Genomic DNA, 23,942 nt, shown 5'->3' with positions numbered 1-23,942 from the left:
GATAGCCTGTTTATGATTTAGTCGGGGGCTGCTGCCCGGCTCCTAACTTGGCGGATTTTCCAGTCGGCCGCAGACATCGCAGAAATGGCATTTTTCGTTCATCCACTGCCGAATGCCAGTCAACAAGCAACGATGCGTACCGCATTCCAGCAAGTAGCCGTAACAGGCCATCATGTTGGGAAATTCCATCTCATACAGGATCGGAATTACGGCCTCCCTGATTGGCATGGGTGCTTCGGCTAAGGTGTCGCACATTTTGGACTCCTTCCCCGCCCAACACGGGTCGCCATCATACTAATGATGTATAAATCATACCTCCGAATAGGTTCGGGTTAAATAATAATTAACGCTGCAACGATCTTTTGCGGTGCAGCGGCGATGGGAGGCACGATATCGACTCTCGGGACGAAAAATATCGAAGGCCGTTGCACCCTTCTCATTTTCGACGAAAAAATACCAAACTCAGCCAATTGTTTGAGGGCGTAATAGTGCCGTCGGTTGGCCTCCTCAAGATTTCTCGACTTCCCACAGAATATCTGGAAAGAGGCACACCCCTCCGGTGCGTTTCGCCAAGTACATCGCCTTATCCGCCTTATCGATCAAATCTATCGACTCTGTTGAGTCATCTGGATAAAGAGCAATGCCGAGGCTGGCCCCCAGACTGGGTTCAACGCCATCTATGGTTTCCGGTGATGAGACAGCAACCATGATCTTGCCGACTAACCTGCGAATCTCCTTCTCACCTGAAATTTCCTCCAGAATGGCTACGAACTCATCACCGCCAATCCTGGCTACCGTATCGGTCTTTCTCAGGCAGTTGCTCAGCCTCTTGGCAACGCCGATAAGGACCATATCTCCGACTGCATGTCCGTATGTATCATTGACCGGCTTGAACTTATTGAGGTCGATGAACACCAAGGCAATCCGTGTCTGATGCCGATCCGCTCGCGTGATAGCGGCTTCCAGACGGTCTCCAAACAAAAACCTGTTGGGAAGGCCAGTCAGAGAATCATGGTGTGCAAGGTGCCGAATATGCTCTTCGGCACGTTTGCGTGCCGTGATGTCTCGCACCACGCTGGCATAAGCGACCCCTTCGCCTTGCTGCATTTCGCTGACCGAAGCTTCCATGGGGAAGGCGACGCCATCCTTCCGCATCCCCATCAATTCCTCTCCCATCGACAATATGTCATGCCAGCCCTGCCCAGCCTCCTGGCCCAACTTCTTGGCAACGGGATCAGGAACCAATTGTCGGATGCTCTTGCCGATAACTTCGTCGGCCTTGAAATCAAAGATGCGTTCGGCGGCGGGATTGAAGGTCTGAACGATGCCGTTTTTATCGACGGTGACGATACCGTCAGCCACGGTATTGATGATCCCTTCAAGCCACTGCTCTCGTGCCCGCAAGGCACGGGCCGACTTCAGATGATCCGAGATATTGCGGGCCTCAATGATGAATATCTCTTCACCGGGCATCCCCAGGCGGTTGACCCACATTTCCACATCAATTTCCAAGCCATCCCGGTGCAGAAGCTTCAGGGGAATCACCTGCTCTTCAGCAAGCAATTCGAGGCCCAGACCGACAAGATCGGCATAATCAGGGTGAAAGAGCCCGCCAATTTCAGATTCCAAAAGCACCGATTTTTCGTACCCAAGCCAGCGTAGCCCTGCGGGATTGATGAAAACGATCTGATGGCTTTGGACGAGAATTATGAGGTTCTGCATCTGCTCAAGAAGATCAAGCCTGACCTCCCAGCCGTCCTTCGCCGTGCCGCTGATCAGTTCCAATTCACGGAGAAATTTTGAAGCCATCAAACTTCCTATGAGTCCAATTCGCTGGTCGTGGCCGCAGGTGGGATATCGGCTTTGACAAGCCCAATGAGATCAATGCTCTCCAGTCAGTCACCAGTTCACTCTACCATGACGATTTTCTGTGCGACATAGCCGCCAGCCATGCCCCCGGCTCAATCTGATCTGCCCGGTGTTGGCGATCAGATCGAACGTCACGGGAAGCCCCTGAAGTCCGTTTTCCGGACATTCCGTCGCCGCCGGTGAACCGAGAATTCAAGATTTTTGAAACCGTGACATTCGGGCCGCACATTTCCATACGCTGCGGGAAACAATGCCAGGACAAGAGTGTTCACTTTACGCTCTAAAAAGACCGGCCAATTGATTCCTATTCCGTACGAAACCGAAAATCAGCCAGATTTAAATATCTTGTGGATTTTACCCTGAATACAACCCTGATGATATATTTCTATAAGAATGTTTTTGAACAATCTTGGTTAATTATGGAATTGACTAACAGCACATTGCGGCCGTAGTACGCAAAACAACACGGCGAAACCTCCATATTCACGGAGAATTTTGTCATTGAATTTATGCGTCACTGGAGAACGCTGTGATGAATATTAAACGTGGACGCTTCGATCAGATCGAAACTGTCGATTCGAAGCCAGCAACCAGCATCCTGGATCACTTTAAGGCCGCTCTCCCCGAGCGGTTCGTAAAGTTTGACAATGCATGTCGCGGGGATGCCCTGAACCACGATCTGTACGGGGTTGATCCCGAACAGGATGTGGCCGTGGTTCAGGTCCGGCACAGCTTCCGCCGTTACCGCAATGGCTTTCTCAACCAGCACAAAACCTACGTTCTCTGCGGGTTCAACGAATTGACCAAACAGCCTTTCCGGCACCCGGTTGGTGCCGCTGCTGTTCGAGCGTCAATCCGTCGCGATCCGACCGATCCAGCAGCACCAGTTCGTGCTGCACAGCGGTGGATGTGGGAGGTGACGGAACGCCAGTTGGTGAACGGCATTCGGCAGGGCGATGTGCTGCTGGTTCCAGAACGCGGTCAGCCCAAGATCGCCAAGGAAATTGGAACGGAACACATCGTCGGCCAAAGCCATCAAATCCGGGCTGCCAGGGTCGTGGTCACCATGAATGGAAGGGTCTGGGCCTACTCCCCAAGCGTTTGGCACGCCAAGAACCAGCACGACCCAATCTTTGCCGACCATGAGGGTTGGCACTCGGTTCGGGTCGCCCGAGAGGAAGCGGCCTGGAACTTCAGCGTCCGATTAGGTGATTGAGGGCTGGGAGGTCGCAGAAATGGACAAGCTCATCAAACTCCTCGCCACCGCACTCGATCCCGCAGCAACCGATCCCGAAAAGCTGACAGCCATGGGAAAGGTCGCCGCGATTCTCAACGCCGAAGGAATCCACGCGAGCCAACTCGTCATCACCACGGACGAAGACTCCGTGGATTGGGAGGCGGTGGTAAATCGCCAAATGGCCGAAAACACTCGACTACGGCGGGAAATATCCAAGCTCAAGGCACTCCAGAAGCGGGGGGCCACGGGTCCGGCCTCGGGAAAATCCAAGCCATTCCCCCGCGATATTCGGGCGGCTTGGGTGGACGTGGACCAGCACGGATTCGTCAAGGGATCGTGGAACAGATGAACATTGGAGGTTGCTGCCATGACATACAGATATCACACAGGCTTGGCTGAAGTTGGCTTGTTGGCTGAGGGAATTACCGGAGAATTGACCCCCGGCACCTCCCCAGGTGCCATGAAGTCAAAATCGTGCAAGTTGACTGGAATACCGCAGGTGTGTGGTGCCCCATGGATGTCCGTCGATCTTCGACTGGATGGCAATACCTTGACCATATCGGACGATGGTTCGTTTGATCGAATGGGTGCCATCCCCGAAGGGCCGCTATCCATCGAACTAACCGCCATGTTCGACGAATTCTCGGGGGATTTTGACGGCTACGATATCGAATTGACCGGGATAGGAAGCGATGTCTTCGCCCTCGCAATTGGCATCGGCTTACGCATCACCCTTCGTGAACACAGGAAAGTTATAGATGGCCAGCACCGCTACACGGCTGTCGGCAATCTGATCACCCTCTCCCGTGACATAACAATGTCCGAGGTCGTCGAGGCCCTCATCAACCCTCCACCTGTAACCGAAATGGTGCGGCGGCAATAGCCAACACGGTGACGGGTACGTGGTTGGGTCTTGGTCGTGACCCCATGCCGACAGGCAGACGACCAATGGGTGATGTAGCTCACCGTAGAGCGGTGACGAAAGTCGCAGGCGATGGGTCGTTCCCATCCATCACCACCGATGGCGGCGTTGAACAGACGAGGCGTGAAGCCCGTCGAAATCCGAATCAATCATGAAGCGGAACACGCCTTCGAAAGAAGGAAATGATGAAATCGAGAAGCAAAAGTACAACTAACTATCAGAATGCACCGGAAGCAGCGGCAATCGATGATCCGGCGTACACCCCGACAGCACTATTCTACGACATTGTGCTTTCGTCGGACAATGCGACGCTCTTCATGCCGAATGACAGCGTGGAATTCTCAGACGATGCCACTGAGCTTTACCTGCGGGAGTATTACGCTATCTTCGGCAGCGTACCGCAGATTTGGCACACTGTTTTTGCCAAGCTGATCCCGCTTAAGATCGCAAGCTGGGGCTACCTGAAGGCAGGAAAGCACCTGATCCCCATTCCGTTCGTGCCTAACCCTGAGACGGTTGAGCGGAGCGACAATGGGGCTTCCACCACCATGACCCCGAGCCAGTACGGTATCTTTGTTTCAGCCGTGGTTTTCAGCCAGTTGGCCGTTGCCCTCCAGCATGACCCGAACTTTCTGGCCCTCAGCTTCATCAATGGTCTGGATATCAACAAGGCCATTGACTGGTATCGCGGGTGCATGAACGCCCTCTGGGCATTTGCCAAGGATGATCCGACCTGGACCTGCGTTGCCGACCAGTTGGATTGACCGCCATGAAAAAATTCGAGCGTGAACTTCGCAAAGCCTATGGCGATGAGTGGGAGGTGAGCAGAACAGGGGGCGACCACTACCGTCTTGTCCACCGCGAGACCGGAATGATCTGTATTACGGCATCCACCCCTTCCAGTTGGCGGAACCAAAGGAAACTTCGATCCACGACACAGCGATTGCTCCGTAAGAAACCACATTGACCTCCGCTCATTGAGGACGAACGGACTGATGGTGCAGGCACCGGAATCTGTGGTTCCTGCACCATTTCCGATGGCTGGGACACAGGACTGCACTCGCAGGATAAATAAACATGAAAGCGAGGTGCATCATGCATGAGAAGTCAAATAACGTAATCCTGTTCCCGGAAATTATAGATATGAACCCGGACCATTACGCCAGGACGTGCCCTGGATGCGGAGGCATCCATTATCTCATAACACTCACGAACAAGATCATCTGCGATAACTGCTTTGCTGCTGCCGAGTTTCCCGATGATGAGGTCTGAAGCTGAGAAAACTTTGGTTGCCGCGATCCAACGTCGGTTGGCGGAACTGTCATCCCGATACCCATCATCGATCATGCTGGCAGTCGATGACGAGGGCCGTGCCTACCTGGACGCGGCCCTGATGGGGCGGCATGGGGAGGTGTTGCTTACCGATAACGGCGGCGGCGATCTGAGCGAGATTCATTGGCAAACGGTTCTGCACCACCTTGGGTTCGTCGCCGTGATCGTATGGTTGAGCGATCCCCGTGACATGGCATTGGTCAGGAAGGCGTGTCGTGATGTGGAGGGGATGGTGCCTGAGTTCAAAGATGGGGAGATTGGACTGTTGCATTCAGGCCACGACAACCAAAAAAGAAACTGAATTTCATGGCGTCCATATTGTTTGCCGCTTTGAGTTGACTGTAAATGTGTTGGCACGCGATTGAAATATTCACAGTTCAGGCGTATACAAAACTGGCAAACTGTATAGGGGAAAAGAATGGACAGAGACGATGAATACCTCACTCCAAAGGAAGCTGCTATTCTTCTTCGGAACCACCCATATACACTGGAACGCTATCGCCGTCTTGGTGGTGGACCGCCTTTCAGTAAGCCGTTCGCGAACGGTCGGATTTTATACAAGCGATCCGATTTAATTCGCTGGGTTGACTCTAAAAAAGTTAGCAGCACGAACCAACTGCCGTGACGCAGCAATTGACGGATGACGCTCCAGCAAAAAGCCCCCACCTGATATTGGGGGCTTTTTCATGCTCCGCTCATCTGTGGCGGCCAGCTTGCTGGTTGCTTATTTCCGACTTATGCGGCTATTCTGAGGCTGCTGAAAGTGGCAGATTTCCTCGGCTTTTTCGGCATTTCCAATAAGCATCGGTACATGTCGTCAACCGTCACGGCGCTTGGTCCCAGCAGCTCCAGGATTTCCCGACGCGCCCGCTCAGCCTCGGACTCGTCGGGAATCGCCGCCGCCTGGGCCTGGAAATCAGGTCGGCGTCCCTCCGACAGGGGGCGGCGCAGCAGGTCGGACAGCACCGCCATGACGTCGTCGACACCCTCGGTCAGGGTGGCACCGTGCCGGATCAGGTCGTTGGGTCCGGCGGCGCGCGGATCCAGCGGCGAGCCGGGCACGGCGAAGACCTCGCGGCCCTGCTCGGCGGCGAAACGCGCCGTGATCAGCGAGCCCGAGCGGGCATTGGCCTCCACCACCACCACGCCCAGAGACAGACCCGAGATGATGCGGTTACGGCGGGGGAAATGGCTGGCCTGGGGCTGGGTCCCCGGCGGCATTTCCGACACCACCGCCCCGGTATCGACCACGGCCTGCCACAGCTCGCGATTCTCGGGGGGATAGACCACGTCGGCGCCGCCCGCCATCACCGCCACCGTGCCCGAGGCCAGCGCCCCCTGATGCGCCGCCGTGTCGATGCCCCGGGCCAGGCCGCTGGACACCACCAGCCCGGCGTGGCCCAGATCGGCCGCCAGCCTGCGGGCGAAATTGCGGCCGTTGAGCGAGGCATTGCGGGCGCCCACCATGGCCACCATGGGCTTGGCGAGCAGCGAGGGGTTGCCGAGCACGGTCAGCAGCGGCGGTGCGTCCTCCACCGCCGCCAGCCAGCGGGGATAGCCGGGCTCAATCGTGGCGAGATAGCAAAGGCCGATCGCCTCGGCCGCCGCCAATTCGCGCTCGGCCTCGGACTTGGCGCCGATGGTGATGCCGCGCCGCAACCCGCCCTTGCGGGCGAGATCGGGCAGGGCGTCCAGGGCACGGGCGGCGGAACCAAAGCGTTCCAGCAATCGGTTGAAGGTACGCGGCCCCACATTCTCGCTGCGGATCAGGCGCAGCCAGTCCAACCGTTCCGATGCCGAAAGTGTGCGGCTCCCTTCGTCCATGACGTGCAGGATGGACCGCCCCACGGTTCGGGTCAAGCCGATGGGCGCCGTTTTGACTCCCCCCCATCCGCTTGGTATCGTCGCCGGTCATACCAGTGGAGGATGAGATGGCCCAGGGTTTCAACAGCTTCACCGCCCCCTACACCGCCTCGGGCCGGGCCGCCCTGGTGCCCGCGCCGCCCTGGCACTATGCCGGATGGCTGATGAACGTGGCGGTGAGCCTGGATACATCGCGAAGCGCCGAGGTGGTCCCCGCCGCCCTCGGGCGCCTAACCGGCCAGGGCTGCGTCCACTTCGCCGATTGGCAGGCCACCACCGACGGCTCGGAACTGCTGGACCCGGTCTATTCCCAGTACCGCGAGACCATCGTCATCGCCGAGATCGAGCGCCCCGATGGCAAGCGCTACAATTACTGCCCCTTCATCTGGGTCGACCAGGACATCTCGCTGCTGCGCGGATTGCTGCAGGGCTGGCCCAAGAAGCTGGGCACCACCTGGATGACTCGCTCGCTGCCCATCGAGCATGCCGCCGCCGCGCCGCTGCGGGCGGGCTCGCGCCTGGGCGCCACCCTGACCGTTAAGGAGCGCCGTCTGGTGGAGGCCCGCCTGACGCTCACCGGCCAGCCGGGCCAGCCGCTGGGCTTCCTCACCAATGCGGTGGTGGGCAGCGTCGGCCTGCCCGACCTCACCCGCCCCGACCAGCCGCCGAAGGTGGACTGGGTCTTGCCCGCCATCCAGGGCAAGGTCGCCTCCGACTGGCACGCGGCCGAGGCCGAGCTGAGCGTGCTGCCCCATCCGGTGGAGGAATTGTCGCTGCTGGGCGAGCTCAAGGTCACCGGGGCCAGCGTCGGCTGGCTGGGCATGACGGTGGTGGGGGCAAGCCCCTTAGCCAAGTAATCCGTATCCCGGCGAGAACGGCAGGGTCAGGCCCCACAGCCGCGCCAGCTCCTCGGGCGAGCGGATATGGTGGCTGCCCTGGCCGGGCCAGTCCTCGATGATCACCGCGCCGTCCTCCACCGCCACCCGGCGCCAGACCGGCGCGCCGAAGCCGTGATGGCGGCCGAGGAAATCGGCGCCGAAGCGCAAGGGTTCGGCCCGGGCGCGGTCCTCCAGCCGGAATGGCGACAGGAAGCGGGCGGGCTCCTGCGTCCCCTGGCGCGGCACGAAATGGGCCAGGGCGGAGCGGTAGCGATCGCGCGCCGCCAGATCGGAGGTATAGACATAGCTGCCGGGATCGCGGACCCAGGCCACCCCGTCGATCTCCACCTCCACCGCCAGTTGGTCGTTATGGGCGTGGCCGCCGTGGCCGCTCTGGCCAATGGCGCCGCAGCGCACCGAGATGAAGGCGCGCGGCCCCTTCCAGAGATAAAGGCCGAAATCGGGATAGGCCACGGGCTCCAACCCGTCCAGCGCCGAAGCGTCGGGCGGGATCAGCCGCAGCCGCAGGCATTCGCCCTCGGGAACCACCGCGTCGCGCCGGGGAGCCGCCGCCAGCGGCGCCAAGGCGGCCGGGAACCGCCGCCCCCGGGCCAGGGCGGCCACCAGATCGCCCTCCGGCCCCCTCCGCCCCGCTATTTCGAACAAGCCCCGTGCCGCCGCCAGCAGGCCGACATGGTCCAGGGACTCGCGCCCCAGATCCAGGGCGATGAATCGCCCGGAATCATTGTCGCCGATCTGGACCACCCGCCCCGAGGGCTTGGTGACGTCCATGGTGAAGCGCACCGCCCGGGCCAGCCGCTCCATGGCCCGCTCCGACAGCCCGCCCAGCAGGGCGGCGGTGTAGAGCCCCATTTCCGCCGACAGCCGGTGATAGCAGGTGGAGGCCTCGAAATTGCCGCCATCGGGCAGGAACTGGCGGAGGATTTCCGCCTCCAGCTCGGCGCGGCACAAGTCCAGCCAGTCGCCGTGGCCGAGGTAAGCGGCGCAGAAGGCCAGGCCGCAGAGATCGGCCAGATAGTGGTTGCCCCGGTGCTCGCCGCCTTCCAGATTGGCCCGGATATGGGCGCCATGGGCATAGGCGGCGGCGGCCAGCTCCGCCTCGAAGGCGGCGTCGAAGGCGGCGCCGTTGGCCCGGAACAGGTCCCAGGCCAGCAGCAGATTGGCGATGCGGATGGCCACATCCATGGCGCAGGCCCAGTTCACCCCCCAGCCCGGCGGGTTGGAGCCGAGGAAGTCCAGCGCCTGATTGCGGAACTCACGGGCCAGCCCGTCCTCGCCTTGATGGGCCAGGGCCATCACCGGCAGGTGCTGCAGCCGCGCCAGTTCCCAGGGCAGCTTGACGTCGATTCCGGGCCGATGACCATAGGCGATGGCTTTCCACCATGTCCGGGTCGACCAGCGATGGCCCGAGCGGAAATCCACCTGCCAGTCCACCGGGCGGTACAGGGGATCGTCGATCAGGGCCAGAATCGCGCGGGCACGGGCGCGGCAGCCGGGCCGCAGCCCGGCGGTGATGGCGGCCCGCCAGTCCTCGGGCAGGCCTGGCCCCGGCGGGTAGCGATGGGGGCCGAAGCCGGAATAGGCCCCGCCATGGCCCACCACCACCGGCCCCGAGCCCAGCAGGTCGAAGCGATGGGCCTGCCAATCCTCCAGCCTCTCGCGCTCCACCTCGGCACGGAGCGGCCGCGCCAGCCGGGGGATCAGCCGCCCGCCCGGCGTGCCGAAGGGATCGCGGCGGGCATTGAGCAGCGGCGCCAGCCGACCGCCCAGCCGCCGCGAGCCGTGGCGCCACAGCTTGGCGAGCGCCACCCGGGGCGGCATGGACAGCAGGATACGAAGAAGATGGTGCATGACGGCCAAGCCTGGGTCAGCGGACAATTTGATAAACATATAAAGTGTGCTGTCCCATGCGGTAGCTGAGCTTGCGAGGAATGCTCAGCAGCCAAGGGTGCAGGGTCACGACAGTATGAAATCCGTAGTTGTCGGCCAGAAAACGCCAGTCCTGGGGTGAAAACCGTTCCCATCGCTCGCGGACATGCTCGTCCATGTGGACGGCAGGCAGGAAGCGGTAAGGCGGATTGAAATAGTCGATGCCATAGACATCGGCCAACATGCGGCTGATTTCACCTGCCGCTTCCGGTACATAGGTGATGTAGTCGAGACTATCCACGTCCAGCGCAGGGGCGTGCCGAGGAAACAACCGCCAATAAGCGAGCTGGGAATAGCGCGACGAGAACAGGACGGGAGGAGACACCAAGGCCCGGACCTTGTCCACCACAGGATCCTCCACCACCAGAGGCTTGTGGAGGATCGCCGTGGTGACGCCGCCGACAACAGTAACCACGCCAAGCATGGCGAGCATGGATCCGGCCGCACTCCACGGCTTGGTCGGCCAGGGCATTCTGGTCAACAGATCCAGTTGTCCCCATCGGGTGGCGACCGACGCCGAGGCGGCAAGGATCAGGACGACCCCCGCCACGGGCTCCAGTGTGGATGCGTTTTCGAGAGGAGCAATGGCCAACACCGCAGCCATGATCCCTGCCATGCCCCAGACCAGAGGGTTTCCAGAACGGGACAACATCACTGCCGCCACCAGGGGAAAGGTGAGCAGTAGAGGAATATTGAGAAAACGCGATGGCATCAACAGTGCCGTCACCACGGTCGGAAACAAGGGCCGAGCAAAGTGGTAGAGTGTGAAGCTGGCAGCTCCAGCCACCGCCATCAGGACAATGATACGCAAGGCTCGGCGAGGGCCGAGGCCATGCCCCCCCTCCCCGCCAAGCCGCAACATCACCAGACCCAGCCCCGCCAGGGCCAGTGCCTGGACAACCGCCATACCCCGCAGCGGCGAGAGATCGACATTGCGGTGATAGTCCCACAGGGCGATAAAGGCGTCGCGATAGCGGATCGCCTCCGCGGCATTGATGCCCATATCAGCCTCAGGAGCCCCTGGGCGGGTAAGGAACGACAATAGCACCAGCGCACCGCCGGCGACGCCCCAAGGCAACAACGGAAGCAGTGCCGCTGTCGTGCCGCGATGACGCTCGGGAAGCAATGCCAGCACAAGGGCAAGGGCGCACCACGCGCCCAGGACGGGGTGGCTGGCCAGCAAGACGCCCAGGCCGAAAAGGGCCGGGCCGGAGCGCCCAATGGCCAGCAGTCCAACCACATACAGGATCAGGGCATGGCCTACCATGCCGTAAGTGCTGGGGCTAAGACTAAGCATGATGTAATCGGAGTAACCGAACTTGCCGCAAAACGGCAGCATGGCGACAAACAGGACGGATGCTGCGAGGGATGCGAACGCCCGGCGACAGAAGCCGAACACCACCAGCACGCTACCGGAGGCCAGCAATCCGGCCTGTACCGCATAGATGGTCCTGATCACCGCATTATCCGACCATCCAATCTTCATCAATAGGGCGATCAACTGCGTGATGGCGCTGACCGTCTTCGCATGGATCAGTCCCATGGGGCTGCCGGGAAGATAACTGGCGTCACCCGCCAGCAGGGCGGCCGGCAGCATGGGTACGGGCGTGAATTCCGCCAAATTCCAGCCTATCAGCGCCCCGCACAGAAAACCGGCCATCCAGGCAAATGCCAACGGCGAAAGCATCATGGCCATCACCCCACTATGTCGGCCATCTTAGCCCGACGGCCCAGATGCCGCCGCAACAACAGGGCCGGGCGCTCGATCAGCAAGAAGGACAGGGCAGACACTCCCAGGAGCGACGGCAGGACCAGCCCCATGGCGAAGACGAGGTCATTGCCTGGAATGGGCGGCGGCTCGATCACCACCATGCTGGTGCTGGAGTTCAGCACGAAGCCGAGATCGATGCAGTAGATGAAGATATGCCAAGCGAAGGCGCTATAGGAAATCGCCGACAGAAACTTGAATACCGGCAGGGAGAACAGCCGCGCAAGCCAGGCCGACAGGGCGGTCGACAGGATCATCAGCATGGCGGCCAGCCCGACCCAAAGCGTGTATCCGTGGGCGAAAGTCAACTTCGGCGGCACCATGTCGCGATAGCGCATGACATGTCCAGACCCGGCACCTTCATAAGCGGCGATCATCACATGGCGGGTGATAGAACCGACGGTGGCCGCGGGATTCTCGATGTAGTCGGGCAGATAGATGCCTGTGACGAAGGATGGCAAATCCCAGATTATCCCGGCCACCAGGAGGGCGAACCCGGCAGCAAATAACGCGAGCCCCGCAGTTTCCCGCCGCCCGCGTTGCCATCCGGTGGCCAGCGCCACCACCCGGTCATAAGCCAGACAGCAAGCGATGCCCATGAAGAAGTACTTCCACAGGGTGAATTCACGCGTGGAGCCATACCCGGTGAGCACGAACAACGCGGTGGCAGCCAGGCAAACCATGAAGAGGTTCCGCCCCGATACGATGACCAGGAATGGAAGTGCCAGATAGAAGGACAGTTCGACGTACAGGCTCCAGAACTGGGGCACCAGAAAGTTCTCCCCCCCGAACAGTACCGGCAGGAACAATTCAGACAGCAAACGCAGGAGCTTGGGCTCGTCGGCCTGGATCAGCGGATAGAGCCCCATCATGGCATGGATGAAATGGGCCAGAACCACCACGGCGTAGACCGGATAGATGCGTAGCAGGCGCGCGATGTAATAGGCCCGGAGACCGTCCCGCCCCAGGTCATGGCGCATGGAGTTATAGACCACGAACCCGCTGATCACACAGAAAACCGGTACCGCGATACCGCCATCCATCAAGAAGGGCATTGCCTTCAAGGTGGCTGAGAAATCCGCCACCCGCATGACCACGAGATGATACAGCGACACCCAGATCGCCATCAGTCCGCGCAGCCCGTCGATGGACTCGATACTTGCGCCTCGGGTGGTCTGAAACAGCGGAGCGAGACGCCGCCGCAGCGACGGGATCATGAAGACCACCAATCCCGCATAGAACAGCATAGCGGTGGCCGCCAGAAACGGAAACCGAGCGAGTTCAGCGAAAAAACTGCTCATGAAGCGCCCTCATCCCCCGTCATGTTCCGCAATCACCCATCCCCGCGCGGGAATACGGCCACAGCGCGTCACAATAGCGTCGCCAACGGGTTGACGAAATGGAATTTACCCTTTCCCCCTGCCCGGCCCAGCCGACCAACCGAGAAGACCTTGCCGACCCTGTCGGCTTTCGGATAAAGTTCGCGCCAAAGGAAAAAGGAAGTCTATCCTCGACCCCCTGGGCAATGGCCGATGAAACCGGAACAAAAATCAGAGAATCAAAACAATTTCGGCTTGATGCGATTGGTGTTCGCCAGCTTGGTCATCGTATCGCATGCCCCGGAGATGCTCGACGGGACCTCTGACCGCGAACCTTTGGTACGGCTGTTCGGAACGTTGTCATTTGGCGAATTCGCCGTCGACTGCTTTTTCCTGATCAGCGGCTATCTGGTCAGCAGCAGCTACATCAGCGATCCCTCTCTGCGCAACTTCGCCGTCAAACGACTTCTGCGCATCTATCCGGCTTTCATATTGGCTTATCTCATCAGCATCTTGGTGATCGGACCCATCGCCGGCAGCGACCTGGGCGGCCTAGATCTCGAGGAATGGTGGATGATGGTCTCGCGCATGCTGCGGCTGGGATATCCCGTCTTGCCCACCGTGTTCCCCGACCAGATGACCCACTTCCTGAACGGCGCCATGTGGACCATTAGCTATGAGTTCCGCTGCTACGTGATTGCAGCGGCTCTCGGCCTGATTGGAGCCTATCGCCGCCCCACGATATTCGTCGGATACATCTTGGCGATCGTCGCCCTCAACGCCGCCTTCATCACCGGCCAGATCACGGATCAGATGCTGGACGCCACGCGCAATCATACCTTCCGCAACATTTTTCTCGATCCGGTCCACATGTCGAGGTTCCTGCTGGTATTCGCCTGTGGTACGGCCTTCCGGTTGCTGGACGGCAAAATCCCCTACCGTACCGATTTTGCGGTATTCGCGACTATCGCCCTGGCCGCGCTGATGTTCGTAAAGCCGCTGGCGGAACCGGCCCTGTGCCTGTTCGGCGGCTACCTCCTATTCTTCTGCGCCTTCCGCACGCCACTGATCGCCATCAACGACCGCTACGATTTTTCCTACGGAACCTATCTCTACGGCTGGCCGATCACCGCCTTACTGATCCACTATGTGCCAGACATCGGCCTCGCCCAGTTGACGACCTCGGCCTTCGCCCTGGCACTGATGGCAGGCGCATTAAGCTGGTTCGGCCTGGAGAACTGGGCCATCCGGCAAAAGCGGCGCTTTACCGTCAAACGGACATTCAGGCAAACGGCCGCCAGTTCATGACCAGAAGGTCATCGGGCGACGCCGACTGCACCGACTGCAAATAGGCTTCCGTCAGATCGCCTCCACGGCGCCGGTCAAGTTCGCCAAGGAAAAACGCCGCCAGATCGTAGGAGCGGTAGACCACATCGAGAATGAGGACCGCTTTTGCCAGTTGTCCGTCGTCCAGAGCATCCAGCCGACTGAAGTCGCGCACGAACACGGCGTCCGCCCACAGCAGTTGGCTGACCGGCCGATAGGCCTGCTCCAGATGCGCGAAAGGCCGAAGAGGCAGGCCCGCCACATCAATGAACTTGTGCAGCACGAAGCCCTGGCTGGCGAGAAAGGACTGGATGTCACCGAACAGCGGCTGCCCCTTGTAAAGGGCGATGAACTCCGCTTCGCATTCAATGATCGTGCAACGGGAAAGCCGTTGCATCCCATGGCGCAGCACGTCCAACTCGGCACCTTGGATATCCAGCTTGACCAGATCGGGGAAACCGGCACCGTCGATATCGTCGAGTCGACGGGTCTCCACTGGAACGGTCTCCTGCACTGTAAAACTGCCGACATGATCCGGCGAGGCGCGGATGCCCGTAAACAGGTCGATCACCTCCGGATCGGGCTCAAACAAGGAACAGCAGCCGGGATAGGCGGTGACGTGGAAGGTTCCCGCCTCGCCATTACCGAGGAAATAGGGCAGGAAGCGCCAGCCCGGCCGTTCCGACAACTTATCCGCGTGCTCGAGATTTGGTTCGAACCCCACCACCGAGGCAATCCCGGCCGCCACCATGGGCGCGTAGCGCTCATCGCCTTCCGGCATGGCGCCGATATCCATGACCGATACCGGCGAAAGCAGGTCGCCGAGCAGATTGCGCACGATCTCAACGCGGCCATCCATGGTCAACGCGCTCCTCTCCGCCAAATTCGCCGCAGGCTACACGTCCCGGCAAGGGGGTTCAAGCCGTGGCTCGTCCGGTGGCTTTCCGGTGGCGTCGCCTTGCCACCTTACGGTAAAGTTCCATTGCCCGTCATGGGCGCCAGGCCTCAGCGTGACTTTGCCAGAATCGCCCCATATGCCCCGGTCTCCCGCCGTAGACACCCCCCTTCTCCACTACGCCCGGCTGCTGGCGGAGGGCGACCACCGAGCTTTGTCGCTCCTGCTGCTCGATGCCCTCGACGGCCTCGCCAATCATGACTGCGATGGCGGCGACGAAGAGAGCTTGGCGCGGCTGGACCGATTATTCCTGGCCCTAGCCCATGTCCTGGCGACCCCGGAATTCGTGATCTCCGATCGCGATCTGGCATTGCGCTGGATTTTCCACGCCCGCACCATCGCCAGCCTGGCCGCTGCCTCGTCCTTCGGATCGACCGACGCGGTTCTACGGATTGTCTTGGCACAGCCCGATAATCTGGTGAAGGTGCTAGCACTGTATTCCTGTGCCAATTCTCAGGCCATCGATATTGGGCCGGTGTTTGACAGCAATCCAGACTTGGCCTCGCTGTGGCGACTGAGCATTCTTGGTGGAGACTATGCCTCGCTGACGGTGGGCCGGAGCGCCGATGCCGTCGCCGATCATCTGGCGGCCCTGGATGATCCGCGCATGCTGGGAGTGCCGGGGCTGCTGGTCCGTCCCTTCTTCTTCGTCACTTATGCCGCCCCCCCGGTCGAGGCAAAGGTCAAGGCCGCCGTGAACCGGCTGATCCGGCCCATGGCCGTGCAGGCCATGACGGACCTGCCCCCCCGCCCTCGCCCAGATCCCGACCATGTGGCGGTAATCAGCTCTCTATGGGCCTCAGACCATGCGGTCTACCGCACCAACGCCCGCTTCGTGGCGTCGCTGGCCGGGCGATTCAAGCTGACCTTGGTGACTAGCGCCAACCCGGGCATCGAAACAGTCGGATTCGACCGAGTCATCCGCCTCGACCCCCAGCAAGGCCTCACGCCGCTGGCCGACCTTGACGCCATGACCGCCTTCTTCCCCGATGTGGGCATGGGCGAGGACAGCATATTGCTGGCCAACTGCCGACTTGCCCGCATCCAGATCATGAGCTGCGGCCATCCCGTCAGCACCTTCGGAAGCGAGATGGACTATTTCCTGAGCGGCGACGAAGTCGATAACGACGATACCGCACGACGATTCTATTCCGAACGCCTGCTGTTGATTCCTGGGCGAGGGGTCGAGGCAAACACGATCCCACGGCCGCGCCAGTTCGTGGACAAGGCGGAGGACGGGCCATTGCGCATCGCCCTGCCCTGGTCGATGCCCAAACTGAACCGCCGCACCCTGGACAGCCTGCGCCGGATTGCCGATGCCAGCCCCCGCCCCGTCGAGTTTCATCTGTTTGCCGGAGCAGGTATGAACGGCCTTGCCCTTCCCATCCTGCGCAAGGGATTGGAAGCCATCCTAGGACCTGGGCGGACCGTGCTCTACCCCTTTCTGACCCAGGACGCCTACTGGGAGATTTTGGCGAGCATGCATCTGGTGGCCGATTCGTTTCCCTTCGGCGGCTTCAACACCGTGGTAGACGCCCTGCACTTCGGCGTTCCCATGGTCGTGTTCGAGGGAGAGCGGGCCTTCTCCCGGTATGGCGCCCATCTCATGCGGGGCTTGGGTCTGGGCGAATTGGTGGTGACAGATCACGACGCCTATGTCGCACTGCTGCTAAACCTCGCCGCCAATGGCTCCTTGCGCCGCCAATGGGAGGAGCGGATACGCGCGATTGACCTCGATGCCGCCATCCAGGCCGAGGACAATGCCCGCCATTTCCGAACGGCGGTGGAATACCTGATCGCCCACCATGACGACACGCGCAGCGACCAATGGCGCCCCCCCATTCGAATCGGCCGATGATCTTGGCCATGGCTTCCCTCCGCCCGCGGACTCTGGATGCGACCCTTGTGATATTGCTTGCCGCGACGGGGGGCGGCTTGGCGGGTTGGCGCTGGTGCGAGATGATGCCTCACGCCGTCACCGCCGCCGCCGCACTGACCGGGTTGTCCGGCTACGGCCCCGACGCCATTCCGCTGTTGGCGGCCAAGGGCAGCCCCTCGCTGGTCAATACGCTGGCGATCGGGCTGCTGCGGGCTGGGCTGTCCATGACAGAAGCCGCCCGTCTGCTCTTCGCCTTACAGGGTGGCTTGTATTGCGCCGCCGCCGCACTGCTCATCCATGCCCTGTCGGGTCGATTGACCACCGCCTTGGCGGCAGCAGGCGCCTTTCTTGTTTTATTGCCGCTAGCGGGCGGCATTGACTACAGCGATTACATGATCCTTGCCTTGGGTCCCCCGACCCACGGCATCCTGGCCCTAGGCTTGACATTGGCGGCTGTGGCGACAATGGCCATGGGCTGGATCGCGGTAACGGTCGTGGTGTTGGTCATGACCTCTCTGGCCCATCCCTTGATGGGACTCTATGCTTCTGCCTTGTTCCTCGCCGCTCTCTGGCTCGCCGATGGACGCGTGACGGCAGGTGGCTGGCTCCGCATCGTCGGGTTTACGTTTCTGGGAAACGGCGTGGCCTTGACCGTGATCCTGGCCTTGGGAGGCAGGGACGGGAGCGATGGCCCCGACGACCTGGTCGCCCGCTATTACGATCTGTGGGACTATCACCGCAACGTGCCCATCGACAACATGCTCGGTCTAATGTGCCTGCAATGCGCCGCCATGGGCGGCTTGGCTTGGTTCCAGCGAAACCGGCAATGGCGGCCATCGGTCGCTTGGATGCTTGTGCTGGCAGCAGCATCCGGCCTGGCTCTCTATCTCGGATTTCACATCGGCCGGGATGTCTTGCCCTCCTCCCTGCTCTTGATCATGCCCAACCGTTTCATCAACATTCCCCTGGCCCTGTCCTTTCCGGTGCTGGTCGGCCAGACATTGCGGCGAGGCGACGGACTGGGGCTTGGGCTGGCGGCGGGGCTGGTGGCCGCACCATTAGCGGCCCAGTTCTCGGGCGTTGCCTTGATCCAGCCGGTGGCGGCATGTGTCGCTGTCGCCATACTCTTCGCCACCGAGGAACGGCAGGGCCCCGGCCGCACGGACTCCTGGCTGGACCGGGTTGACCGAAGGCTCGGCCGCTGTCGCCCCCTGGGCTCGCTTGTGCTGATGATCGCGGCAATGGGAGCCCTGTGGGCACAACCGGGGAAGCCCCTCGCGGCCGAGCAACCGGCCGCCTTGGGCCTAGCCCGTCATGTGGCCGAATTGGGGGGCCCGATCTTGGCCGCCGATACCGAGACGGTGAAGGTGCTGACCGATCTAGTGCCGCAAGCGCCGCTGACGCTGAACATCGCCGAGCTTGACTTCCTGCCCTATATCCCAGCCATGCTGCCCCGGGTCGCGACAATCCTGGGCGAGCTCTACGCGGTGGATTTCACTGATCCTCCCGCCACCACCCTCCGGAGGGGCGCGCTGATTCTCGAAGATGCTCCCCTGGACCTGGGAACGCTGACTCCGACCCGTGCGCATTGGGAACGCCTGTCGCGGGCGCAATGGGCTGAATTGGCCCGCCGCCACGGCTTCGTGGCGGTGGCGGCACCGGGCCGCTGGCGCCTGGACCTGACCTCGCCGCTGAATGTCCGAATCGGACCGGAGCAATCCTTCAGGATCTGGCGTCTCTAAGCCGACGATCGCATGGGTGTCTGGAACAGCACGAAGTCGAACAGCCACAATTCGTGGAAGAACTCCCGCAGATAAGACAGCGCCAGCGCCTCTTCTCCCGCCGGAGCCAGAGCGGCGATGATGTCACCAACCGAGCGCCGACCATCCACCAGCGATACCACAGCGGCCTGAGTGACGTCCAAAGCCAGCCGGGATGCCTTGACATGGGCGAAATCCACGCCGATCTCCCGCCCAGGCTGACCGTCCATCCTGGCATCCTGGCTCAGACACCACCTGAGTTCAGGCACGTAGCTGATGAAGTCACCGCCGGAGAAATCCATCCGATAGGTGTCCTCGAGTCTGTCATCCCGGCAGGCGAGAAAAAAGTGGCGATTGATGTCCGCCGCATAGAGCTCTGCGATCGCCCATTGCTGGCGCTCGTCCAGGCGGGAAATTCTTTCTGACAGCGCCCGCTCCGCCAGGCCAGAGCAGCGAGGCCAATAGGCTGACTGGCGGACCCAACGCTGCAGCCGCATTCCCGTAGAGTCCAGCAGGTCAAGAATATCCGGTACGGTATAGGGCCGATCCTGCGGATGCAGGTAGAGGTCAACCACTTCCTCGGGCCGGAAATTGGAAAATAGCCCCTGACGCAGCCGATGGGGATGACCGGCAGGGGCATTGCGGACCAGATCAACCATTCCGGCAAGATCATCGTCGGTAACGGTATCGGGGGAGAACCCCATCCGGCGGAAGATATCCTGGAAGAGATAGACCGAGTCACGTCCGTAGCGGCCGTAGAGCATCAAGGCCATGGAGCCATCGCGCCTGAGGACGCCTCGCAGGGCCGCCAGCCCCGCCTCGGGGACGGGTAGGTGGTGCAAGACACCACTGCAGATGATCAAATCGAAGTCCCGACCCAGTTCGGCCACATCCAGCAGCGACATTTGCTGAAAGTGAATATTCTCGATCCCGTGGCGCGCAGCCAGCTTGCGTGAATGATCAATGGAGGACTGCGACAGGTCGATGGCCGTGATGCGCGCCGCGGGAAGGTTGCATGCGGTCTCCACCGCCTGGCGACTGCCGCACCCCGCCACGAGGATGTCAAGATCGCCCCGCATGGTCTGGTTCGGCCAGTACATGTGGAAATCCCGGCTGGGACAGCCGTCGGTCCCGACCCGGCCACTCAGGAAGTCATCAGACAGCGATTCCACCGGCGGTGGATAGGGAAAGCGCTCGTACTGGGCCTTGACCGCGCCTTGGACCTGCCCCCCTTTCTTTCTCATGTTGGCTCCCCTTCCCTGTTCGTCAATCCAGAGGCTGGGGGAAGCCGGAACAGAACCGCATCGCACAGCCAGAAATCCTTGAGGGCGGTGCGGACGAAACCACGCGCCGTTGCCTCGTCGGCCAACGGGGCCAGCAACTGGATCAGGTCCCGCACCGAACGCTGGCCATCCACCAGACTCAACAGACGAAATTGGGCCGGGCTGAGGGCGATTTCGAACCGGTGCCGTCCGTGGCCGTTGATTACCATGGCGGGGGCATCCGCGCGCCCGGTCAGCTCAAGATCGCGACGGTGCGACGGCACCGCATCTTCGAAAGCAGCCGAGTCCATGTCCACCCGGCGGGATGCCAGCGGACGGTCGTCGCGGCAGGCGGCGAAAACATGGGTATTGAAATCACCCCGATACAACTCGGCGATGGCGAACTGCTCGCGCTCCTTCAGGTCCTCAGTCCTGGCGTGGAAGGGATGGCCGGACATGCCGGAAAAGCGCGGCACATAGGGGCCCTGGTGGATAAATCGCTGTAGAACCAGCCCGGCATCCGCCAGCAGGTCATAGATCTCGGGTACCGTATAGGCCCGATCCTGGGGATGCAGGTAAAGGTCGACCAGTTCCTCCGGCCGGAAATCAGCGTAAAGGTCCCGACGGAGATGAAACGGATGTGATGGCGGAACCGAGCGGACGAAATCGGCCAGTTGCGCCACCTCCTCGTCGGTCACCGTCTCGGCGGTGATGCCCATGCGACGGAAGATGTCCTGGAACATATAGACCGAGTCGCGTCCGTAGCGACCGTAGAGCATCAACAGCATGGAACCGTGCGGGCGGAGCACGCCGCGCAGCGCCGCGAGACCGGCCACCGGATCGGGCAGGTGATGAATGACTCCGGTGCTGACGATCAGGTCGAAATCCCGCCGCAGATCGGCCACATCCAGCAGCGACATCTGGCGGAACTCGATATTGTCGATACCATGGCGCTGAGCAAGGCGACGGGAGTTGGCGATGGAGGTCGCCGACAGGTCGATGGCGGTGATCCGCGCCTTGGGCAGGGCATGGCCGTGCATGACCGCCTGGCTGCTGCCGCAACCCGCCACCAGGATATCCAGATCGTCCCGCCGCTCCCGGTCGGGCCAGTACAGATGGAAATCCACCGAGGGACACCCGGCGAGATACTCGGTCCCGGCAAGATGCCCGGCCGGAATTTCATCGATGGGCGGCGGATAGGGAAAGCGCTCGTACTGGGCCTTGACCGCACCCTCGACCGCGCCGCCCTTCTTCCGGCTCATGCCGCCGTCCCGCCGAAGAACGACCGCACGCCATCCACCACCACCTTGATCTCGGCCTCGCTCAGCTCGGGATAGATGGGCAGGGTCAGGATGCGGCCCACCAGGGCCTCTGTCACCGGCAGCCCTCCCGGCGGCAGCCGCACCAAAGTGGCATAGCCGGGATTACGATGCGCCGGAAGGGCATAGTGAATCCCCGCCAGCACGCCCCTGTCCGCCAGATGGGCCTTGAGCGCGTCGCGCCGCTCAGTCTCGATCACATAGAGGTGATGGGCCGCCTCGGTCCCCGCCACCACGGGGGGCAGGGTCAGGCCGGGCAGCCCGGCCAAGGCAGCATTATAGCGCGCCGAAACCGCCGCCCGGCGGGCGTTGTCGGCGTCCAGGTCCGGCAGCTTCAGCCTCAGGATGGCGGCCTGCATCTCGTCCAGGCGGGAATTATGTCCCACCCGCTGACTGACGCGGGACTCGTCCCAGCCGTATTGGCGCAACTGGCGCACCCGCTCCGCCACCCCGGAATCATTGGTGGTCACCGCGCCGCCGTCGCCGATGGCGCCCAGATTCTTGGTGGGATAGAAGCTGAAGCAGCCCGCATCGCCCATGGAACCAACCCGGCGACCGGCATAAGTGGCGCCCTGGGCCTGGGCGCAATCCTCCACCAGGGCGATGCCCTTGCGTTTCGCCAAGTCCAGCAACGCGTCCATGGCGCAGGGCTGGCCGTAGAGGTGAACCGCGACCATGGCCTTGGTCTTCGCGGTCACGGCGGCCTCGGCCGATTTGGGGCAAATGGTCCGGGTCAGCGGGTCCACCTCCACCAGCACCGGCACCGCACCGGTCAGGGTCACCGCCGCCACCGTGGCCAGGGCGGTATGGGAGACGGTGATGACCTCGTCGCCCGGCCTGACCCCCAGGGCCTGCAGCGCCAGCACCAGGGCATCGGTGCCGCTGTTGACGCCGATGCAGTGGGCCGAGCCGTTATGGGCGGCCATCTCGGCCTCGAACGCCGCCACCTCGGCGCCCAGGATGCAGATATCGGCATCCACCACCCGGGCCAGGGCGTCGAGGATGGCGGCGCGGCGCGGCCGGTTCTGGGCGGGGGGAAAGCTGCACAGGATCATGGGATGAACGTCACCTCGGGCACATAGACCAGCCAGCGCCCACCGGAGGCCTTGAAGCCCTCTTCCTTGGCGAAGATTTCCTGGGCGTGGTTCCAGGCGAACAGCAGCGCCACGTCGGGATAGCTGGACGCGAAGGCGTCATAGGGCTTCACCGGGATATGGGCGCCGGGGCTGCACTTGCCCTGCTTGGTCGGCGTGGTGTCGGAGATGAACTCCACATGCTTGGGGGTGATGCCGCAATACTGGGTGACGGTGGTGCTCTTGGAGGTGGCGCCATAGCCCACCACCCGCTTTCCCTTCGCGGCCAGATCGTTGAGCGCCGCCATCAGGGCATCCTTGGACGCCTCGCAATTGCGGCGGAACTGGTCATAGGTCGCCGCCTTGTCCAGGCCCAGGGCGCGCTCGTCGGCCATGGCGGCGGCCACCGAGGCTTCCACCACGTGGCGGCCCTTGCGGCCGATGACATAGCGCATGGAACCGCCATGGGTGACCTGGGGCTCCACCGCCACCAGTTCCAGCCCGTGGCTGCCGAAGATGCGCGCCACCGACAGGGCCGAGAACACATAGACGTGCTCGTCATAGATCTGGTCGTAGGAGGTCTTGCGGATCACGTCGCCCAGATAGGGGTCCTCGAAGATCAGGAAGCCGTCGGGCTTGAGCAGCAGCGCCACCCCTTCCGCCACCGAATTGAGGTCGGGGATGTGGCACATGACATTGGCGGCCTGGATGATGTCGGCCTGACCGTATTCGGCCATGATCTCGCGGGCGGTCTCGGCGCCAAAGAAGGCGCAGCGGGTATTGACGCCCTGGCCGCGCGCCGCTTCCGCCACATTGGCCGAGGGCTCGATGCCGAGATGGCGGATGCCCGCCTTGGCGAAGTGGCGCAGCATGATGCCGTCATTGCTGCCCAGTTCCACCACGAAGGGGTCGGTCTTGCCCAACCGCCGCGCCATGGTGTCGTTGGCGAAGCGCTCGAAATGCGCCGCCATGGCCTTCGATGTCTGGGAGAAGAAGGCGTATTCGCCGTGGAACATGGCTTCCGGCGCGGGCTGGTCCACCAGTTGGACGGTATGGCAGGAGTCGCAGAAGGCCGGGGCCAGCTCGAAGAAATACTCGTCCTTGAACTGATCCGGGGTCAGAAACCCGTTCGCCAGCGGCATCCTGCCGAAGGTCATGAAGGCGGAGATGGCGTTACCGCAAATTCTGCACTTGGCCATAATCGATCCAGCTATGTCTGAAAAAACGAGC

The 23,942-nt window shown here is 61.7% G+C and carries 20 protein-coding genes; 10 read left to right on the top strand and 10 right to left on the bottom strand.

From position 1 onward, the window contains the following. Window positions 1-507: 507 nt before the first annotated feature. Window positions 508-1,809 (bottom strand): diguanylate cyclase domain-containing protein, encoded by a 1,302-nt coding sequence (locus tag A6A04_RS02235; RefSeq protein WP_082914637.1) that lies wholly within the window; start codon window positions 1,807-1,809, stop codon window positions 508-510. A gap of 592 nt (window positions 1,810-2,401) precedes the next feature. On the opposite strand from A6A04_RS02235, the gene A6A04_RS23040 reads away from it, so the two are divergent. From A6A04_RS23040 to A6A04_RS23565, 6 genes are all read left to right on the top strand, one after another. Next, the gene (locus tag A6A04_RS23040) at window positions 2,402-3,085 is read left to right on the top strand and encodes a hypothetical protein (RefSeq protein WP_245651057.1); all 684 of its coding nucleotides are present in this window, start codon (window positions 2,402-2,404) and stop codon (window positions 3,083-3,085) included. Between the two features lie 19 nt (window positions 3,086-3,104). Then, a complete protein-coding gene (locus A6A04_RS02220) occupies window positions 3,105-3,455 on the top strand; it encodes a hypothetical protein (protein WP_156612432.1) in 351 nt (116 codons plus the stop codon). Window positions 3,456-3,623: 168 nt separating this feature from the next. Continuing rightward, window positions 3,624-3,989 carry a hypothetical protein gene (locus tag A6A04_RS02215; RefSeq protein WP_068489615.1) on the top strand — a complete coding sequence of 122 codons (366 nt, stop codon included), beginning with the start codon at window positions 3,624-3,626 and terminating at the stop codon, window positions 3,987-3,989. 221 nt (window positions 3,990-4,210) lie between these two features. After that, window positions 4,211-4,792 carry a hypothetical protein gene (locus A6A04_RS02210; protein ID WP_068489614.1) on the top strand — a complete coding sequence of 194 codons (582 nt, stop codon included), beginning with the start codon at window positions 4,211-4,213 and terminating at the stop codon, window positions 4,790-4,792. A gap of 473 nt (window positions 4,793-5,265) precedes the next feature. Further along, window positions 5,266-5,661 carry a hypothetical protein gene (locus A6A04_RS02200; RefSeq protein WP_245651056.1) on the top strand — a complete coding sequence of 132 codons (396 nt, stop codon included), beginning with the start codon at window positions 5,266-5,268 and terminating at the stop codon, window positions 5,659-5,661. 117 nt (window positions 5,662-5,778) lie between these two features. Further along, on the top strand, window positions 5,779-5,985 hold the full coding sequence (locus tag A6A04_RS23565) for a helix-turn-helix domain-containing protein (RefSeq protein ID WP_081608973.1): 207 nt from the start codon (window positions 5,779-5,781) through the stop codon (window positions 5,983-5,985). A gap of 110 nt (window positions 5,986-6,095) precedes the next feature. Here A6A04_RS23565 and dprA read toward each other — a convergent pair whose 3' ends face one another. Next, window positions 6,096-7,184, bottom strand: coding sequence for a DNA-processing protein DprA (gene dprA / locus A6A04_RS02195; protein ID WP_068489631.1), 1,089 nt, complete (start codon window positions 7,182-7,184; stop codon window positions 6,096-6,098). A 107-nt stretch (window positions 7,185-7,291) separates the two neighbouring features. Between dprA and A6A04_RS02190 the strand changes: the two genes are divergently transcribed. Next, entirely contained in the window at window positions 7,292-8,080 is a 789-nt protein-coding gene (locus A6A04_RS02190) for an acetoacetate decarboxylase family protein (RefSeq protein WP_068489612.1), read from the top strand. Here the strand turns inward: A6A04_RS02190 and A6A04_RS23370 are convergent. The 3 genes from A6A04_RS23370 to A6A04_RS02175 are packed head-to-tail and all read right to left on the bottom strand — an operon-like array spanning window position 8,069 to window position 13,120. Continuing rightward, window positions 8,069-9,973, bottom strand: coding sequence for a heparinase II/III domain-containing protein (locus tag A6A04_RS23370; protein WP_068489611.1), 1,905 nt, complete (start codon window positions 9,971-9,973; stop codon window positions 8,069-8,071). The two genes, A6A04_RS02190 and A6A04_RS23370, sit on opposite strands and share 12 nt — an antisense overlap. A gap of 16 nt (window positions 9,974-9,989) precedes the next feature. Next, window positions 9,990-11,741, bottom strand: coding sequence for a hypothetical protein (locus A6A04_RS02180; protein WP_156612430.1), 1,752 nt, complete (start codon window positions 11,739-11,741; stop codon window positions 9,990-9,992). Window positions 11,742-11,746: 5 nt separating this feature from the next. Beyond that, the gene (locus A6A04_RS02175) at window positions 11,747-13,120 is read right to left on the bottom strand and encodes an acyltransferase family protein (RefSeq protein WP_082914635.1); all 1,374 of its coding nucleotides are present in this window, start codon (window positions 13,118-13,120) and stop codon (window positions 11,747-11,749) included. Window positions 13,121-13,351: 231 nt separating this feature from the next. On the opposite strand from A6A04_RS02175, the gene A6A04_RS02170 reads away from it, so the two are divergent. Continuing rightward, on the top strand, window positions 13,352-14,446 hold the full coding sequence (locus A6A04_RS02170; protein ID WP_068489608.1) for an acyltransferase family protein: 1,095 nt from the start codon (window positions 13,352-13,354) through the stop codon (window positions 14,444-14,446). Here the strand turns inward: A6A04_RS02170 and A6A04_RS02165 are convergent. Further along, a complete protein-coding gene (locus A6A04_RS02165; RefSeq protein WP_068489607.1) occupies window positions 14,421-15,323 on the bottom strand; it encodes an FkbM family methyltransferase in 903 nt (300 codons plus the stop codon). The genes A6A04_RS02170 and A6A04_RS02165 overlap by 26 nt on opposite strands. A gap of 175 nt (window positions 15,324-15,498) precedes the next feature. Here A6A04_RS02165 and A6A04_RS02160 point away from each other — a divergent pair, with 175 nt between their 5' ends. Together A6A04_RS02160 and A6A04_RS02155 are read left to right on the top strand one after the other, a co-directional pair. Next, window positions 15,499-17,277 carry a tetratricopeptide repeat protein gene (locus A6A04_RS02160; protein WP_156612429.1) on the top strand — a complete coding sequence of 593 codons (1,779 nt, stop codon included), beginning with the start codon at window positions 15,499-15,501 and terminating at the stop codon, window positions 17,275-17,277. 101 nt (window positions 17,278-17,378) lie between these two features. Further along, a complete protein-coding gene (locus tag A6A04_RS02155; protein ID WP_156612428.1) occupies window positions 17,379-19,040 on the top strand; it encodes a hypothetical protein in 1,662 nt (553 codons plus the stop codon). Here the strand turns inward: A6A04_RS02155 and A6A04_RS02150 are convergent. The 4 genes from A6A04_RS02150 to A6A04_RS02135 are packed head-to-tail and all read right to left on the bottom strand — an operon-like array spanning window position 19,037 to window position 23,911. Next, window positions 19,037-20,302, bottom strand: a complete 1,266-nt coding sequence (locus A6A04_RS02150; RefSeq protein WP_068489604.1) for a class I SAM-dependent methyltransferase — start codon at window positions 20,300-20,302, stop codon at window positions 19,037-19,039. The genes A6A04_RS02155 and A6A04_RS02150 overlap by 4 nt on opposite strands. After that, on the bottom strand, window positions 20,299-21,582 hold the full coding sequence (locus A6A04_RS02145) for a class I SAM-dependent methyltransferase (protein ID WP_068489603.1): 1,284 nt from the start codon (window positions 21,580-21,582) through the stop codon (window positions 20,299-20,301). The genes A6A04_RS02150 and A6A04_RS02145 overlap by 4 nt, the downstream gene beginning before the upstream one ends. After that, window positions 21,579-22,694, bottom strand: a complete 1,116-nt coding sequence (locus A6A04_RS02140) for a DegT/DnrJ/EryC1/StrS family aminotransferase (RefSeq protein WP_068489602.1) — start codon at window positions 22,692-22,694, stop codon at window positions 21,579-21,581. The genes A6A04_RS02145 and A6A04_RS02140 overlap by 4 nt, the downstream gene beginning before the upstream one ends. Beyond that, entirely contained in the window at window positions 22,691-23,911 is a 1,221-nt protein-coding gene (locus A6A04_RS02135) for a class I SAM-dependent methyltransferase (RefSeq protein WP_068489601.1), read from the bottom strand. The genes A6A04_RS02140 and A6A04_RS02135 overlap by 4 nt, the downstream gene beginning before the upstream one ends. Window positions 23,912-23,942 lie beyond the last annotated feature (31 nt).

The sequence above is a fragment of the Paramagnetospirillum marisnigri genome, from assembly GCF_001650715.1.
GTDB lineage: Bacteria > Pseudomonadota > Alphaproteobacteria > Rhodospirillales > Magnetospirillaceae > Phaeospirillum > Phaeospirillum marisnigri.
This window is presented reverse-complemented; position numbering and strand designations above follow the sequence as displayed.

Coding starts and splice junctions, on each gene's coding strand:
- A6A04_RS02235 (WP_082914637.1), bottom strand. CDS start 1,809: ATGGCTTCAAAATTTCTCCGTGAATTGGAACTGATCAGCGGCACGGCG.
- A6A04_RS23040 (WP_245651057.1), top strand. CDS start 2,402: ATGAATATTAAACGTGGACGCTTCGATCAGATCGAAACTGTCGATTCG.
- A6A04_RS02220 (WP_156612432.1), top strand. CDS start 3,105: ATGGACAAGCTCATCAAACTCCTCGCCACCGCACTCGATCCCGCAGCA.
- A6A04_RS02215 (WP_068489615.1), top strand. CDS start 3,624: ATGTCCGTCGATCTTCGACTGGATGGCAATACCTTGACCATATCGGAC.
- A6A04_RS02210 (WP_068489614.1), top strand. CDS start 4,211: ATGATGAAATCGAGAAGCAAAAGTACAACTAACTATCAGAATGCACCG.
- A6A04_RS23565 (WP_081608973.1), top strand. CDS start 5,779: ATGGACAGAGACGATGAATACCTCACTCCAAAGGAAGCTGCTATTCTT.
- dprA (WP_068489631.1), bottom strand. CDS start 7,184: ATGGACGAAGGGAGCCGCACACTTTCGGCATCGGAACGGTTGGACTGG.
- A6A04_RS02190 (WP_068489612.1), top strand. CDS start 7,292: ATGGCCCAGGGTTTCAACAGCTTCACCGCCCCCTACACCGCCTCGGGC.
- A6A04_RS23370 (WP_068489611.1), bottom strand. CDS start 9,973: ATGCACCATCTTCTTCGTATCCTGCTGTCCATGCCGCCCCGGGTGGCG.
- A6A04_RS02180 (WP_156612430.1), bottom strand. CDS start 11,741: ATGATGCTTTCGCCGTTGGCATTTGCCTGGATGGCCGGTTTTCTGTGC.
- A6A04_RS02175 (WP_082914635.1), bottom strand. CDS start 13,120: ATGAGCAGTTTTTTCGCTGAACTCGCTCGGTTTCCGTTTCTGGCGGCC.
- A6A04_RS02170 (WP_068489608.1), top strand. CDS start 13,352: ATGAAACCGGAACAAAAATCAGAGAATCAAAACAATTTCGGCTTGATG.
- A6A04_RS02165 (WP_068489607.1), bottom strand. CDS start 15,323: ATGGATGGCCGCGTTGAGATCGTGCGCAATCTGCTCGGCGACCTGCTT.
- A6A04_RS02160 (WP_156612429.1), top strand. CDS start 15,499: ATGCCCCGGTCTCCCGCCGTAGACACCCCCCTTCTCCACTACGCCCGG.
- A6A04_RS02155 (WP_156612428.1), top strand. CDS start 17,379: ATGATGCCTCACGCCGTCACCGCCGCCGCCGCACTGACCGGGTTGTCC.
- A6A04_RS02150 (WP_068489604.1), bottom strand. CDS start 20,302: ATGAGAAAGAAAGGGGGGCAGGTCCAAGGCGCGGTCAAGGCCCAGTAC.
- A6A04_RS02145 (WP_068489603.1), bottom strand. CDS start 21,582: ATGAGCCGGAAGAAGGGCGGCGCGGTCGAGGGTGCGGTCAAGGCCCAG.
- A6A04_RS02140 (WP_068489602.1), bottom strand. CDS start 22,694: ATGATCCTGTGCAGCTTTCCCCCCGCCCAGAACCGGCCGCGCCGCGCC.
- A6A04_RS02135 (WP_068489601.1), bottom strand. CDS start 23,911: ATGGCCAAGTGCAGAATTTGCGGTAACGCCATCTCCGCCTTCATGACC.